Here is a 13,933-nt window from a genome sequence, read left to right on the forward strand (position 1 = left end):
CCCAGTTGTTCGGGCCCGGGGTTGGGGGCGTGCGCCCGCCAACCCCTTGATTGATTTACACACTCAAGTCAATCTGCTGCACCGTCCCCACCCCTCCGTCCTCGCGCAGGTACACGCTCGTGGAGCGCACGGCGCCCAGGGAGGTGTTGTCAGCGGTGCGCAGGGCAAACGGGGTGGTGGCCGATGCGGCGGTCTGCACGGCGCCCACGCCGAGTTCGGCCAGGGTTTGCAGGCGGCCGGTGCCGTCGGCACTCGGGGTCCACACGCGCAGTTGTTGGTAGACGGGGTCGGCTTCGTCGATCCAGCCGTTGCCGTCGGTGTCGTGCCGGGCCAGCTCGGCAAAGCCATTGCCAGTGCCGGGGCCGAAGAGTTCCAGGCCGTTGTCGATGAGCGCGTTCTGGTTGGTGTCCAGCGCCAGATAGCCCCGGTTGCCTGCCAGCAGGGGCACGTTTTCGGCTTCGCCGTCGCCGTTCAGGTCGAAAGAAAAACGTTGGTCTTGCAGCTGGGCGGCGGTGCCGTCGAAGTTGATCACCAGGGGATCGATGGCGGTGGCGTCGCCCAGGCGCAGGCTGAACGAGGATTCCTGGCGGTAGCTGCGCTGCATATCGAGCTGCAGGGTGAATCGGATCTCGCGCCCGTCGGCGGTGCGCACCACGCCCTGGGCGCTGAACTGGGTGCGTTCGGTTTCTTCGATGACCTCGCGCTGTTCATAGACCAGGCCAAATCCGGCGCGTTGGCGCCCGGGGGCGGAGTCTGCCTGGGCTTGCGCGGGGCGCTGGGGCGGGGTGGGCGCTTCGGCCGAGGCGCCCTGCCCGGTATAGACGCGCACCCGCACGCCGGTCATGAGTGCGATGAGGTCGCGCATCAGGGCGAGCTGGGGTGTGAGGCCTTCGTCGGCGTCGGTTTCACTGGGGGCGGTGGTGGCCTCGGTGGCCGTGGTGGTGGCCATCTGGGTGGCCTGGCGGGCCTGCGCGGCCTGGGCCAGGCGGGCGGCGCTGGAGATCTGGACGGCCGGGGCCGCTCGGGCGGTGTTGGATGCGTTGGCGGGGCGGCGGTCGCCCACCCATGCTTCAAAGCGGCTGCTTTGGGTGTGCACGCGTGTCGCGGCGTGCTGGGCCTGCATCTGCAGGGCGGATGATTCGATCTTCATGGGACACCTCCGCGGTTGCCACAAGGAGATATCGGCCAGCGGGGGCAAGAACTTGATTGACCCTGGTGCGGGCAGGGCTGCGGGGCGCGCGAAGACTCGGGGGCTATCCAGCCTGCAGCACCTGGCGCTCGAAGTCCTCCAGCGCCAGCGGGCGGCCGAACAGGTAGCCCTGGAAAGCCTGGCAGCCGTGCGATAGCAGGAACTGGTGGTGCTCGGTGGTTTCCACGCCCTCGGCGATCACGTCCAGGCCCAGGCTGCCCGCCAGCCCGATGATGGATCGCGCAATGGCGGCATCGCTCGGGTCCAGCAGCACGTCGCGCACAAAACCCTGGTCGATCTTGATCTGGTCCAGCGGCAGGCGCTTGAGGTAGCTCAGCGACGAGTAGCCCGTGCCAAAGTCGTCCAGCGAGAAACCCAGGCCATGGGCCTTGAGGGCTTGCATGGTGGCGATGACGTTGTCCACGTTGTCCAGCAGCAGGCTTTCGGTCAGCTCCAGCTTGATCTGCGCAGGGTCGGCCCCCGTGCTCTGCAGCAGTGCCAGCACCTGGGCCACAAAGTCTTCCTGCAGGAACTGGCGCGCACTCACGTTGATGGCGAGGCTGAGGTGGGCGAAGTGCGGCTCGTGCCGCCAGCGGGCCTGCTGGCGCAGGGCGGTTTCCATGACCCAGTGGCCCAGCGGCAGGATCAGGCCCGATTCTTCGGCCAGCGGTATGAATTCGGCGGGCGACACCATGCCGTGCACCGGGTGGCGCCAGCGCACCAGGGCCTCGGCGCCGGTGATGTGGCCCCGGCTGTCCACCTGCGGCTGGTACAGCAGCAGAAACTGCGCCTGGCGCAGGCCGTTGTGCAGCTCGGTCTCCAGCAGTGCGCGGCGGTTCACGGCCTGCTGCATGTCGGGGTCAAAAAAGCGCAAGGTGTTGCGCCCCGCGTCCTTGGCGCGGTACATGGCCATGTCGGCCTGCTTGAGCACTTCGTCCACCGAGTCGCGGTGGTGGCGCAGCAAGGTGGCGCCGATGCTGGCCGAAAAATGGTGCTCGTGCCCGGCCAGGTCATACGGCTGGCGCAGCTGGGCCAGGATCAGCTCGCCCAGGGTGCGGGTCTGGGCGGCGGCTTCGGTGGGGTCGCTGCTCAGGTTCTGCAGCACCACCACAAACTCGTCGCCGCCCAGGCGGGCCACGGTGTCCTGCTCGCGCACGCAACCGCGCAGGCGCTGGGCCACCTCCTTGAGCAGCAGGTCGCCCACCTCGTGGCCCCGGGTGTCGTTCAGGGTCTTGAAGTTGTCCAGGTCCACAAACAGCACGGCCGTGGTCAGGCCCGAGCGCGCGCCGTTGACCAGCACCTGCTGCAGCCGGTCCACCAGCAGGCGGCGGTTGGGCAGCTGGGTGAGCGCGTCGTAGAACGCCAGGTAGCGTGCTTCATCTTCGGCGGCCTTGCGGCCCGAGATGTCGATGTCGATGCAGAACATCTCCGGCGGGTGGCCGGGCACCTGGATGTAGGCGTGGCTGGAGAACACATCCACCGGCGAGCCGTCCTTGCGCTGCAGCTGCAGCTCGCCCGCCGGGATGACCTCTCCCGTCTTGAACATGTGCGCCACATGGGCGCGCACGGCCTCGCGCATGGGCGGCGGGATGATGAGGTCGAGCAGGTTGGCGCCCAGCGCCTCTTCGGCGGTGTAGCCGTAGAGGTGTTCGGAAGCCTTGTTCCAGTAGCTGGTGGTGCCGTCTTCCAGATAACCCTGCACCGAGATGGACGGGATGTTGCGCAGCAGCGAACGAAAGCGAAGCTCGGACTCGCGCAGCGCGCTTTCGGCCTGCTTGCGTTTCGTGATGTCGCGGGCCAGGAACACCACGGCGGCCTGGCCACCCACCTTCACGCCCAGGGGCTGCGCGCGTCCCTCGAACTCGCGCCGTCCCGCCTGCGTCTGCATCTCGTACTCGATGGTGTGGGTCTGGCCCGATTGCAGGGTGTCGCGGATCAGCGCCATGAAACGATCCGCCTGCGGGGCGGGCAGCACCTCGTGCAGGCGCTTGCCGAGGAGCTGGGGGGCGCTGGCCGACAGCGCCGAATCGTCTGGCGAAAGCACTTCCACATAGCGCCCCTGTGCGTCCAGCACCAGCAGCACGTCGGGGATGGCCTGGGCGATGGCTTTCAGGCGCGCGGCGGTGCCCGCCAGCGCGTGTTCGGTGGCCATGCGGTCTTCCACATCGCGCAGCAGCAGGCCCAGGACCACGGTGGCGGGGGTGAAGGTGAGCAGGAAGGGCAGGGCCAGGGTCTGGTTGACGCGCTGGAGCACCACAGCGGGCAGCAGCTGGAACACCGCGATCACCGCCAGGTGCAGCAGCAGCCCGAACACGGCCAGCGGCACCGGCCGCACACCCACCTTGGCGCGTGCGCGCGCTTCGCGGTAGAGCAGGCCCATCACCGTGCACAGCGCAATCACCATCAGGCCCACCTCGGCCCCCGCGCCACCCAGCCACAGGCGCCCCGTGGCTGCCATGGCCGCTGCAATGCAGGCCACCAGGGGGCCGCCAAACAGCCCCGCCATGCTGAGCACGACCGAGCGCGCATCAAAGATCACGCCAGGCATGAGCACCACCGGGGTGAGCATTCCCACCACGCAGATGCCGCCAAAAATCAGCCCCGAAAAAAACTGGCCCACCAGGGGGCGGTGGCGCCAAAGGCGGATGTTGAAGCCGTGCAGAAAACACAGCGCCAACAGCAAGGCAACGCCTTTGACCAGCTCAATGAACATGGGCCTCCGTGCTTTTCCTGGGGAAGGCCCATCATGGGGGAATTGTTGCGATCCGTAAACTGAAAATGGCCCCGGATAGGGCCATTTGATGTCGAACCAGGCCCGGTTGGGCGGCCCGCCGGGGGGGGCAGTTGAAGGCGGCTTCAGGCCAACAAAGCCTGCGCAAACTCGCGGGCGTTGAAGGTTTCCAGGTCTTCGAGTTTTTCGCCCACGCCGATGAAGTACACGGGGATGGGGCGCTCCTGCGCAATCGCGGCCAGCACGCCGCCCTTGGCTGTGCCGTCGAGCTTGGTCACGACGAGGCCGGTAAGCTGCAGCGCGTCGTCAAATGCGCGCACCTGCGCCAGCGCGTTCTGGCCCGTGTTGCCGTCGATCACCAGCAGCACCTCGTGGGGTGCCGTGGCGTCGGCCTTGGTCACCACGCGGCGGATCTTTTTCAGCTCTTCCATCAGGTGCAGCTGCGTGGGCAGGCGGCCGGCGGTGTCCACCAGCACCACATCCTTGCCGCGCGCCTTGCCTGCCGTGACGGCATCAAAGCTCACGGCAGCCGGGTCGCCGCCTTCCTGGCTCACGATCTCGACCGTGTTGCGGTCGGCCCACACACCGAGCTGCTCGCGCGCAGCGGCGCGGAAGGTGTCTGCAGCGGCCAGCAGCACGGCGGCGCCTTCGTCTGCCAGATGTTTGGTGAGTTTGCCGATCGACGTGGTCTTGCCCGCGCCGTTCACGCCCGCCACCATGATCACGGTGGGCGTGTGCTCGCCAATCACCAGGCTTTTTTCGAGCGGGCGCAACAGGTCGGCCAGCGCGTCGGCCAGCAAGCCCTTGACGGCGGCGGGGTCGGTGGCCTTGGCCTCCTTCACGCGGCGCTTGAGGTCCGCCAGCAGGTGGGCTGTGGCCTTGACGCCGGTGTCGGCCATCAGCAGGGCCTCTTCCAGCTCTTCATACAGCGCGTCGTCGATCTGCGTGCCGGTGAACACGGTGGCAATGCTGCTGCCGGTCTTGCGCAGCCCGGCCTTCAGGCGATCGAGCCAGCCCTTGCGCTCGGCCGCCACGGGGGCTGGTGCGGGCACTGCGGCTGCAGGCGGGGGCACGGGGGCGGGTGGTGGTGCCACAGGGGGCAGGGGGGGCGGGGGCGCGATGGGCGCAGGGGTTGGCGCAACTGGCGCCACCGGGGCAATGGCTGGTGTCGCGGTGGGCGCTGCCAAGGGTACTGCTGGCACAGCGGCGGCGGGGACCGCCACGGGCACCACAACGGGCTCTGCAACGGGTGCCGCCACTGGCGCAGCGGCAGGTGCTGCGGGCAGTGGGGCCTCGGCCTCGGGCGTTTTGGCCGCAAAGGGGTTGCGCAGCCAGCCAAAGCCCGAGGGGGCGGGCGCAGCCACCGGCGGGGCGGGCTGTGCGGCAGGGGGTGTGGCGGGTACAGGCGTGGGGGCAGGTACGGGTGCGGGTGCAACGGGCGCCTGGGCGTCTACCGGCGAGGCCGGGGCGGGCGCGTCGGTGGGGGCGGGTTTTTTCTTGAAGAAACTGAACATTGGAGGGTTCTTAGAATCACTCCATTCTATGAAACGTGCTTTCAACCTCCTGGGCCTCATGGCCTGTCTCTCGTGCGGGGCTGCCTTTGCGGCAACGCCACCGGTGCCTACCACCCCGACTACAGCGACTGCCACGGCACCTTCAGCTGCACCTTCGACCGCCCCCGCCACGGCGTCTGGCGCACAGCAGTTCACGCTGAAAAATGGCATGCAGCTCATCGTGCAGCCCGACCGGCGCGCGCCCACGGCGGTGCATATGGTTTGGCTGCGCGTCGGCTCCATGGACGAGGTGGACGGCGTGACCGGCGTGGCCCATGTGCTGGAGCACATGCTCTTCAAGGGCACCAAGACGCTGCAGCCGGGCGAGTTCTCGCGCCGTGTGGCGGCCCTGGGCGGGCGCGAAAACGCCTTCACCAGCCGCGACTACACGGGCTACTACCAGCAGATCCCGTCCAACCGGCTCGAAGACGTGATGAAGCTTGAATCGGACCGGTTTGCCAACAACCAGTGGCCCGACGAGGAGTTCAAGAAAGAGATCGAGGTCGTGAAGGAGGAGCGCCGCCTGCGCACCGAAGACCAGCCCCGCGCCATGCTGGCCGAGCAGCTGTTTGCCACCACCTTCATCGCCGCGCCCTACCGCCGCCCCATCGTGGGCTGGATGAGCGACCTGGACGCGATGACCCCCGAGGACGTGCGTGCCTTCTACCGCCAGTGGTACACCCCCACCAACGCCGCCGTGGTGGTGGCGGGTGATGTGGACGTGGCCCAGGTGCGTGCGCTGGCCGAGAAGTATTACGGCAGCCTGCCCACGCATGCGCTGCCCGCGCGCAAGCCACGCGCCGAGCCCGAGCAAAAAGGCCTGCGCCGCATTGCCGTCAAGGCTCCCGCCGAGCAGGCCTATGTGGCGCTGGCCTTTCGTGCGCCCAGCCTGCGCCGGGTGGACAACCTCACCGATGCCGACCGCGACGCGCTCGCGCTGATGGTGCTGTCGGCCGTGTTCAACGGCTACGACGGCGCGCGGCTGGACCGCGCCCTGACCCAGGGCGACAACCGCGTGGCCGACAGCGCCAGCAGCAGCGCGATGGTGACGGGGCGTGGGCCCAGCCTGTTCATGCTCAGCGGTGTGCCCGCCGCAGGCAAGACCGCCCAGCAGGTGGAAGACGCGCTGCGCGCCGAGGTGGTCCGCGTGGCCCGCGATGGTGTGAGCGAGGCCGAGCTGACCCGCGTGAAAACGCAGTGGATTGCCTCCACCGTGTACGAGCGCGACTCGGTGATGAGCCAGGCGCAGGAGCTGGGCGGCAACTGGGTTCAGGGCTTCCCGCTGGACGCCAACGAGCGCCTGCTGGCGCTGCTGCGCACCGTGACACCCGCCCAGGTGCAGGCTGTGGCCGCCAAATATTTTGGTGACGACCAGCTCACCGTGGCCACGCTGCTGCCCCAGCCGCTCGACGCCCCCCGCCCCCGCGCGCAGCCCGCGCCCGGTGCGGCCCGCCACTGAAACCGATTTGCGCACTCACCCATGATTACTATTAAAAAGATAGCGGTTCGCGCTTTGCTAGCGGGCGCAGGAGCCATTTTTTACTCACATTCTGCCTGGGCGTTGCTGCCCATCCAGCACTGGACGGAGGGCAACGGCGCCAAGGTGTACCTGGTCGAAAGCCCCGTCATCCCCATGGTGGATGTGCAGATCGACTTTGACGCTGGCACGCGCCGCGACCCGGCGGGCCAGTCGGGCCTGGCCAGCGCCGTGGCCATGATGGCCAGCAAGGGCGTGAAGGCCGGGCGTGACGTGGGCAACGCCCCCGCGCTGGACGAGAACGGCCTGGGCGAAGCCTGGGCCGACCTGGGCGCCAACTTCGAGGCCGCTGCCGACAACGACGCGCTGCACTACACGCTGCGCTCGCTCACCGACCCGCCCCTGCTCGACCAGGCCGCCCGTCTGGCCGCGCGCCAGATCGGCGAGCCCAGCTTCCCGGCCGATGTGTGGCCGCGCGACCGCGCGCGCTGGAGCGCCAGCATCAAGGAATCGCTCACCCGCCCCTCCACCGTGGCTGCCCACGCGTTTGGCAGCGCTGTGTACGGCGGCCACCCCTACGGCGTGCGCACCACCGAGGAGACCCTGGCGCGCATCAGCGTGGCCGACATGCAGGCCTTCCACAGCCAGCACATCGTCGCCTGCCGCGCCAAGGTCAGCATCGTGGGTGCCGTGACGCGTGCCCAGGCGCAGACGCTGGTGGCCACGCTGCTGTCGCGCCTGCCCGCCAGCACCGGCTGCGCGCCGCTGCCGCCCGTGGGCGAGATTGCGGCGCTCACGGCCCCGGCCGAGCAGAACATCCCCTTCGCCTCGGCCCAGGCCCATGTGCTGATCGGTCAGCCCGGTTTTCAGCGCCGTGACCCGGACTTTGTGCCGCTGCTGGTGGGTAACCACATCCTGGGTGGCGGCGGTTTTGTCTCGCGCCTGACCAGCGAGGTGCGCGAAAAACGCGGGCTCTCGTACAGCGTCTACAGCTACTTCGCCTCCGGCCTGCACGCAGGCGCCTTCACCGTGGGCCTGCAGACGCGCCCCGACCAGGCCGCGCAGGCTGTGCAGGTCTCGCGCGACGTGATCGCCCGCTTTGTGGCCGAAGGCCCCACCGAGGCCGAGCTGCGCGCCGCCAAGGACAACCTCATCGGCGGCTTTGCGCTGCGCATCGACAGCAACAAGAAGCTCCTGGGCAACGTGGCCAACATCGCCTGGAACGACCTGCCGCTCGACTACCTGGAGCAGTGGACGAAGAAGGTCGAAGCCCTGACGGTGGCCGATGTGCGCACTGCCATGGCCAAAAAGCTGCAGCCCGAGCGCATGGTCACCGTGGTGGTGGGGGGCAAACAGCCATGAGCCGGTCCACCCTGCGCGGCAGCGCCATCACCGCCGAAATCCGCAAGGCCCAGGCCGCCGCTGCGGCGCCCTCCGTGGCCCCCAAAAAAGGCGCCAAGGACAAACCCTCCGCCGCTGCCGCTGCCCCCAAGGGCGCGGGCGAAATCCGCATCATTGGCGGGCAATGGAAGCGCACCCGCCTGCCCGTGGCCCAGCGCCCCGGCCTGCGCCCCACGCCCGACCGCGTGCGCGAAACGCTTTTCAACTGGCTGGGCCAGGACTTGGCAGGCTGGCGCTGCCTGGACGCGTTTGCGGGCACCGGCGCGCTGGGGCTGGAGGCCGCCTCGCGCGGCGCGGCGTCGGTGCAGCTGGTGGAAAACGACGCGGCCCTGGTCGCCCAGCTGCAGGTGCTGCAGGCCAAGCTGCAGGCCAGCACCGTGCGCGTGCAGCGCGGCGACGGCGTGGCCGCGCTGAAGCAGGCCGCGCCCGCCAGTGTGGACCTGGTGCTGCTGGACCCGCCATTTGATGGCCCATTTTTCGAACCCGCACTGCAGGCCGCCGCCCAGGCCGTGGCGGCCGGGGGCTTCATCTACCTTGAAGCGCCCCGCGCCTGGGTGGACGAGGAACTGGCAACACATGGCCTGGTGCTGTACCGGCACCTCAAGGCGGGTGCGGTGCACGCGCATCTGCTGAAACGCAGCACCTGAGTCGGCTCTGCGGGTTCGCGGGTCCGTAGTCGCCTACCTTCTCAGCGTCACCAGCCGCGCGCTGCCATCGGCTTCAATGCCCGCCATGTTCCAGCGCAGCGTCTGGGGCAGCGCCACCAGTGCAGGCTGGCGCACCCAGGCCAGGTGCACCGTGTAGTCACCTGCGGGCAGGCTGGGCAGGGTCCAGGGGGTGCTGATCTGGGCGGGCTGGCCCGGCAGCACGCCGCGAGCCTGGGCTGCGCTCAGCAGCACCTGCTGGTCCACCACCTGGTCTGTGGCGTTGCGCAGCTGGGCCTGCAGCTGCCAGGGTGCATACAGCGGCGCGTTGCCTGTGTTGTCCACCCGCAGCTGCAGCTGCACCGTGGTGGCTGACAGGGCGGTGACGCTGACCGGCCCCAGCGCAAAGCGGTAACCCGCCTCGCGCCCCACGGCGGCCAGGTCGGCCTGTTCGCTGGCCGAGAAGCTGGCCCAGGGCGCATTCAGGTTGCCATTGCCCACGGTGGACACATGGAAGTCGCGCACCTGCTGTAGCGCCGTGGCGGCGTTGGTTTGCGCGCCGCCGGGGCCAAAGGGGCAGAACTCGGCCACCCAGGGCGCGGTTTTCCAGCGGTCTGCAATCAGCGCCCAATCGGCCGGGCGGTTGGTCCACTGATTCATGTAGCCCGCCTGGGCCAGGCAGTCCCAGCGCAGGCCCACGGGCAGCGTGGTGGTGGTCTGCTGGAAGAGCCCGTACTGCAGCGCATCGAGGTTGGAGTAGGGGATGAACATCGCGTGCTGCGCCTGTGGGAACACGTCGAAGTGCATCTGCGCAATGCTGCGTTTGGTGGCGTTGGTGGCCGCCTCGATGCCCTGCGCCTGCACGGCCGGGGTGTAGACCACGTTGGTGCTGCTCTGCGCCCATTCGCCGTACTGGCCATACAGGCCCACATCAATCCAGGCCAGGTCCGAGGTGTCGCCCAGCGCCGCCGCCACCGCCTGCAGCAGCGCCTGCATGCGGGCCAGCACGTAGGGGTGGTTCCAGTTGGGCACCAGCGTGGGCGGGGTGGGCGGCACGGTGGTGGGCATGGGGGCTGACCACACACAGGCCGGGTTGGGGGCGGTGCATTCGGGGCGCGCCGTGCCTGCGCCATAGAGGTAGGTGGGCACGTCCAGCGTCTCGGTGCCGTAGCCGCGCATGGCCTGGAGGCGGAAGGCAAACTGCTGCCCCGCCGCCCGCGCCGCATCGCGTGCGGCCACCAGGCTGCTCAGGGTGTACTGGCCCGGAGTGGAGCCCTCCAGCTCGTTCCAGCGGTAGCGCTGGAAGGCGGCCAGCGGCGGGGCCGAATCGCCCAACGGCACGGCGGCCGGGTTGGCGCGCCAGCGGTGGTAGCCCCGGCCAGGGTTGGGGGTGAGGTCGCTGGCAATGGGCAGGGGCGCGAGTGTGGTGTTGACCGATACCACCGTCCAGGCCGGGCTGGTGGGCGCGGGCGCAGGGCTGGGTGCGGGCGTTGGCGACGGTGACGGTGACGGTGACGGTGACGGTGACGGCGCCGGTGTCGGAAAGGGCGCTGGTGCGGGTGCCGACGGCGATGTGGGCGAAGGCGCCACCGGTGGGCTGCCTGGCTGCGGCGCGGGTGCCGGCGTGGTGGCGTTGCCCGGGATGGGCGCAGGGGCGGGCGCAGGGGCGGGCGCAGGCAGCTCGGCCGTGTTCGTGTCACTGCCGCCGCAGGCCGACGCCAGCAGCGCGGCCGCCAGGGCCGAGAGCCACGCCATGCGGGCCGGGTGCAGGGTGCTGAGAGGGTTCATGGGCGGCTTTCTTGAATGAAATTCGGCCTTTGCGCGCGTCTGGTAAGCGCTGATTGCTATTGTTTTTGATGTGACTGGTCGGGGCCGGAGGCGCCGGGCTCCGCCGCTACGGTCAGGCGCAGCGCGCCGCCTTCGAGCGTGTAGGTGAAGGTGTAGTGGCCCGGCGCCAGCGTGGCCCGGCCGTCAGGAAACGACTGGTCGGTGACATGGGTGAACTGGCGCTGGCCGATCTGGATGCGGGTCTTGCGGTAGTGCGCCAGCGTGGCAGGCAGCGCGTGCCAGCGGCTGGTGTCGCCCGGCAGCAGCGGGCCCAGGTCCACATCCGTGCCCTGCTGCGGCAGGCCTTGCCAGACATGGGTGAAGGCCTCCTGGCTGCTGTTGCGCACGCGCAGCCACACTTGGGCGCTGCCCTGCGCATGGGCTCCGGTGGGGCGCAGCAGTGGCGCCAACACGGCCGCCCACAGGGGCAGGCGCTGCAGCCAGGTGCGGCGCATCATGGCGAATCCTTCAGGCTGTCCAGGTCTTCTGTCAGCTTGCACACGCGGGCGCGTCGGCGCTCCAGTGCAGCGCCGCCGATGTTGAGCGCGGCCGAACTGCCTTGGTCGGCAAATACGGCGCTGTCCCACTGGCCCTGGGCGGTGTCAAACGCCAGCCAGGCGCGCTGGGCTGCGCGCAGGGTGTCACGCCGGCCGGGGCCAGCAGCTTTCAGCACCTGGGCGTAGATGCGATTCAGCTCCTTGTCCCAGGCGGCGTAGGCGGCGTTCTGGGCGTCGATCAGGTCCACCGTCACGCCGCCGCTGCGCTCGGAAGCGGCGCCCAGGGCCTTGTCGATGGGGTGCGCGGTGCGCTGGCCGCAGAAATGTTCGGCGGCGTGTACGGCTTGCGTGCCTGCGGCCAGCAGCATGGATGCTGCGAGCAGTGCGAGAGCGGCGCGGCGCCGGGTTGGGAGAAGGCGATGGTGCATGGTGGTGTGTCCCTCAGTGTTTTTTTGCAGGCGTGATTGCTTGGGTCTTTCAGATGCAGCGCGGCCCGCTCACGCCCCCACCCACAGCAGCGCCACCAAGGTGGACAGCAGCGCGAGCACGGTGAAGGCGGCCACCGCACCGCCGCTGGCGGCCGCCACGCTGGCCATGGTGGACCAGCCGCGCGCCTGGCACCAGTGCGCCAGGCGTCGGGCCAGCCACAGCGCAGCGAGCCAGCCCAGCACCAGCAGCACGGCCAGGGTGCCCAGCAGCTGTCCGCCCTGCGCGGAGTTCATGCCGTTGCTGCCCACCAGTGCGGTGAACATGAAGAACAGCGCGGGCAGCAGGTTGGCAGCGCCCGCCAGGAGCAGGGTGAAGGTGGTGGCTGACATGGGTGGGATGGCGCCCTATTCCGTGATGGCGTAGCTCAGCACGTCCAGCGACTGCGTGTCCTTGGGGTTCCACGACAGGAAGTCCGAGCGTGCGATGACGGTGTAGGTCTTGCCCTGCACCAGCTTGCCGCCGGGCATCATCGCCTCGGTGCGCGGATCGACGTAGAGCATGGTGGTCAGGCCCTCGGCGCTGCGCATCAGCACGGCCTTCTTGCCGTCCTTCAACTTGGACTCGACCACATACGCGCTCTTGACGCCGGTGGGCGGGTTCAGGTTTTCCACGGTGCCCGACAGGCGGGTGATCTTCTGCCAGGTTTTGCTGTCCTGTGGCTTGACGGACTTGCCGCTTTCCGCCGCATCGGCCTTGTGCAGGTCGCCCAGCGAGTTGTAGGCAATGGTCCAGTCGGCGTGGCGGGTGTCGCGGCGGATGTGGTCGGCCGCGAGCATCAGGTTCTCCGTCCAGCCGCCGCAGGCGTTCTTCTTCTTGCACAGCGGCCAGGCCGTGCTGGTCCAGCGCTTGAGCTGCTCGGCCTTGTCGTGGCCGCGCATCTCCAGCGCCACGCCCGCGCCCAGCACGGCAGCGGCCTGGTTCTGCTCGGGCGCCACCACCAGCACGGCGCCGTTGCCCACGTCGAGCTTGCCCACACGCAGCTGGCGCATCATGGCGTGGGCGTAGTCCTCGGCGCTCTTGCCGCCCAGGTCTTTCACCAGCAGGGTGACGATCTCCACGCCCGTCTTCTGCGCATGCTCGTACATCTGCTTTTCAAACTGCGCGCGGATGGCCGGGTCCAGGATGCCGAACTCGTCGTAGATGAACTGCGTGCCCTTGGACGGGATGGCGGCCACGTCGGCTTTGGGCAGGGTTTCGGCCGCAGGCGCTGCTGCCAGGGCCGGGGCCTTGGCGGGTGGTGCGGCCACGGGGGCGGGGGATGGGGTGGCAGCGGGCGCCTTGGCCACCGGGGTGGCGGGCGCCGGGGCGGGAGACGCGGCCGTTGGTGCAGCCGCAGGCGATGCCGCAGCCGTGCGCACCGGCAGCCCGCCGGAGCATTGCGGCCCGCCGCCCTGCAGCTCGCAGGCTTCCTTCCAGCCCGCCTCGATGGCGGCCAGGCGTTTTCTGCGGCCGGGGTGGGTTTCGCCGTCCTTCTCGGGGATCAGCGTGGCAATGGCGCGCTGGGCGTCGGCCAGCGGCGCGCCCATCTTGTAGAGCACAAAGCCGCTGAACTTGTCGGACTCCAGCTCGATGGGCGGCTGGCTGCCGCCGGGCACGATGGTGTGGCCCGAGAGGTGGTGCCCGATCTCGTGCGCCATGATGCTCACGGGCGCCCAGTTGTTGGACTTGGTGGCCTCGATCACCTGGCCCATGAAGGCGGGGTTGTAGGCAATCACGCGGCGCGGCACCTGGTCGGGGCCCTGCATGATCACGGCGGCCGCGTTGGGCACCTTGCCCTCCACCACCACAAAGTTGGCTGGCAGGCCGGTGTACTTCATGATCTCGGCCACCACCTGCTTGCCGGTGCCGCCGCCCTTGGACAGGTCGGGCGGCGAAAACGCCAGCGGGCTGCCGTCGTACGAGCAGGCCTGCAGCGTGGCGGCCAGGTCGGCCACCAGCTGCGCCTTGCTGGGCTTGGCCACGGCAGCGGTCTTCTGGGCCATGGCCAGGCCACCGACAGCGAGGCCGACGAGGGCGCAGCAGGCCAGGGCGACCGGGCGCAGTTGGCGAAGCTGGGGCAGGGAGTGGCGAGACAAGGTCATAGACAGGGGCCTTTCATGCAGCGTTCAGCGCCGCGCAAAAAATG

At 69.3% G+C, this 13,933-nt stretch carries 11 protein-coding genes; 3 read left to right on the forward strand and 8 right to left on the reverse strand.

Annotation, left to right across the window (positions count from 1 at the left end):
* Window positions 1-55: 55 nt before the first annotated feature.
* The 3 genes from AC07Z7_RS17115 to ftsY all read right to left on the reverse strand — a co-directional run bounded on the left by AC07Z7_RS17115 (window position 56) and on the right by ftsY (window position 5,434).
* Window positions 56-1,150, reverse strand: coding sequence for an SPM autocatalytic domain-containing protein (locus AC07Z7_RS17115; protein ID WP_494767011.1), 1,095 nt, complete (start codon window positions 1,148-1,150; stop codon window positions 56-58).
* Between the two features lie 103 nt (window positions 1,151-1,253).
* Window positions 1,254-3,902, reverse strand: a complete 2,649-nt coding sequence (locus AC07Z7_RS17120; protein WP_494767012.1) for an EAL domain-containing protein — start codon at window positions 3,900-3,902, stop codon at window positions 1,254-1,256.
* A 143-nt stretch (window positions 3,903-4,045) separates the two neighbouring features.
* Entirely contained in the window at window positions 4,046-5,434 is a 1,389-nt protein-coding gene (ftsY, locus tag AC07Z7_RS17125; protein ID WP_494767013.1) for a signal recognition particle-docking protein FtsY, read from the reverse strand.
* A 28-nt stretch (window positions 5,435-5,462) separates the two neighbouring features.
* On the opposite strand from ftsY, the gene AC07Z7_RS17130 reads away from it, so the two are divergent.
* The 3 genes from AC07Z7_RS17130 to rsmD are packed head-to-tail and all read left to right on the forward strand — an operon-like array spanning window position 5,463 to window position 8,998.
* Complete coding sequence (locus AC07Z7_RS17130; RefSeq protein WP_494767014.1) at window positions 5,463-6,932, forward strand: M16 family metallopeptidase; 1,470 nt, start codon at window positions 5,463-5,465, stop codon at window positions 6,930-6,932.
* Between the two features lie 21 nt (window positions 6,933-6,953).
* Window positions 6,954-8,312 (forward strand): M16 family metallopeptidase, encoded by a 1,359-nt coding sequence (locus AC07Z7_RS17135; protein WP_494767015.1) that lies wholly within the window; start codon window positions 6,954-6,956, stop codon window positions 8,310-8,312.
* Entirely contained in the window at window positions 8,309-8,998 is a 690-nt protein-coding gene (rsmD, locus tag AC07Z7_RS17140) for a 16S rRNA (guanine(966)-N(2))-methyltransferase RsmD (protein ID WP_494767016.1), read from the forward strand. Before AC07Z7_RS17135 ends, rsmD begins: the two co-directional genes overlap by 4 nt.
* Window positions 8,999-9,031: 33 nt before the next feature.
* Here rsmD and AC07Z7_RS17145 read toward each other — a convergent pair whose 3' ends face one another.
* The 5 genes from AC07Z7_RS17145 to AC07Z7_RS17165 form a co-directional block, all read right to left on the reverse strand.
* Window positions 9,032-10,783, reverse strand: coding sequence for a DUF4832 domain-containing protein (locus AC07Z7_RS17145; protein ID WP_494767017.1), 1,752 nt, complete (start codon window positions 10,781-10,783; stop codon window positions 9,032-9,034).
* A gap of 56 nt (window positions 10,784-10,839) precedes the next feature.
* Entirely contained in the window at window positions 10,840-11,280 is a 441-nt protein-coding gene (locus tag AC07Z7_RS17150; protein WP_494767018.1) for a hypothetical protein, read from the reverse strand.
* Window positions 11,277-11,747, reverse strand: a complete 471-nt coding sequence (locus AC07Z7_RS17155) for a lysozyme inhibitor LprI family protein (RefSeq protein WP_494767019.1) — start codon at window positions 11,745-11,747, stop codon at window positions 11,277-11,279. Before AC07Z7_RS17155 ends, AC07Z7_RS17150 begins: the two co-directional genes overlap by 4 nt.
* 69 nt (window positions 11,748-11,816) lie before the next feature.
* The gene (locus AC07Z7_RS17160; RefSeq protein ID WP_494767020.1) at window positions 11,817-12,137 is read right to left on the reverse strand and encodes a hypothetical protein; all 321 of its coding nucleotides are present in this window, start codon (window positions 12,135-12,137) and stop codon (window positions 11,817-11,819) included.
* A gap of 15 nt (window positions 12,138-12,152) precedes the next feature.
* Window positions 12,153-13,889, reverse strand: coding sequence for a TPM domain-containing protein (locus AC07Z7_RS17165; RefSeq protein ID WP_494767021.1), 1,737 nt, complete (start codon window positions 13,887-13,889; stop codon window positions 12,153-12,155).
* Between the last annotated feature and the right edge of the window lie 44 nt (window positions 13,890-13,933).

This window comes from Acidovorax sp. GW101-11A03 (genome assembly GCF_059424825.1).

Excerpts from the sequence above, each read along its gene's own strand:
- AC07Z7_RS17165 (WP_494767021.1), bottom strand. The coding sequence starts at position 13,889 with ATGACCTTGTCTCGCCACTCCCTGCCCCAGCTTCGCCAACTGCGCCCG.
- AC07Z7_RS17130 (WP_494767014.1), top strand. The coding sequence starts at position 5,463 with ATGAAACGTGCTTTCAACCTCCTGGGCCTCATGGCCTGTCTCTCGTGC.
- AC07Z7_RS17115 (WP_494767011.1), bottom strand. The coding sequence starts at position 1,150 with ATGAAGATCGAATCATCCGCCCTGCAGATGCAGGCCCAGCACGCCGCG.
- AC07Z7_RS17135 (WP_494767015.1), top strand. The coding sequence starts at position 6,954 with ATGATTACTATTAAAAAGATAGCGGTTCGCGCTTTGCTAGCGGGCGCA.
- ftsY (WP_494767013.1), bottom strand. The coding sequence starts at position 5,434 with ATGTTCAGTTTCTTCAAGAAAAAACCCGCCCCCACCGACGCGCCCGCC.
- rsmD (WP_494767016.1), top strand. The coding sequence starts at position 8,309 with ATGAGCCGGTCCACCCTGCGCGGCAGCGCCATCACCGCCGAAATCCGC.
- AC07Z7_RS17150 (WP_494767018.1), bottom strand. The coding sequence starts at position 11,280 with ATGATGCGCCGCACCTGGCTGCAGCGCCTGCCCCTGTGGGCGGCCGTG.
- AC07Z7_RS17155 (WP_494767019.1), bottom strand. The coding sequence starts at position 11,747 with ATGCACCATCGCCTTCTCCCAACCCGGCGCCGCGCCGCTCTCGCACTG.
- AC07Z7_RS17160 (WP_494767020.1), bottom strand. The coding sequence starts at position 12,137 with ATGTCAGCCACCACCTTCACCCTGCTCCTGGCGGGCGCTGCCAACCTG.
- AC07Z7_RS17145 (WP_494767017.1), bottom strand. The coding sequence starts at position 10,783 with ATGAACCCTCTCAGCACCCTGCACCCGGCCCGCATGGCGTGGCTCTCG.
- AC07Z7_RS17120 (WP_494767012.1), bottom strand. The coding sequence starts at position 3,902 with ATGTTCATTGAGCTGGTCAAAGGCGTTGCCTTGCTGTTGGCGCTGTGT.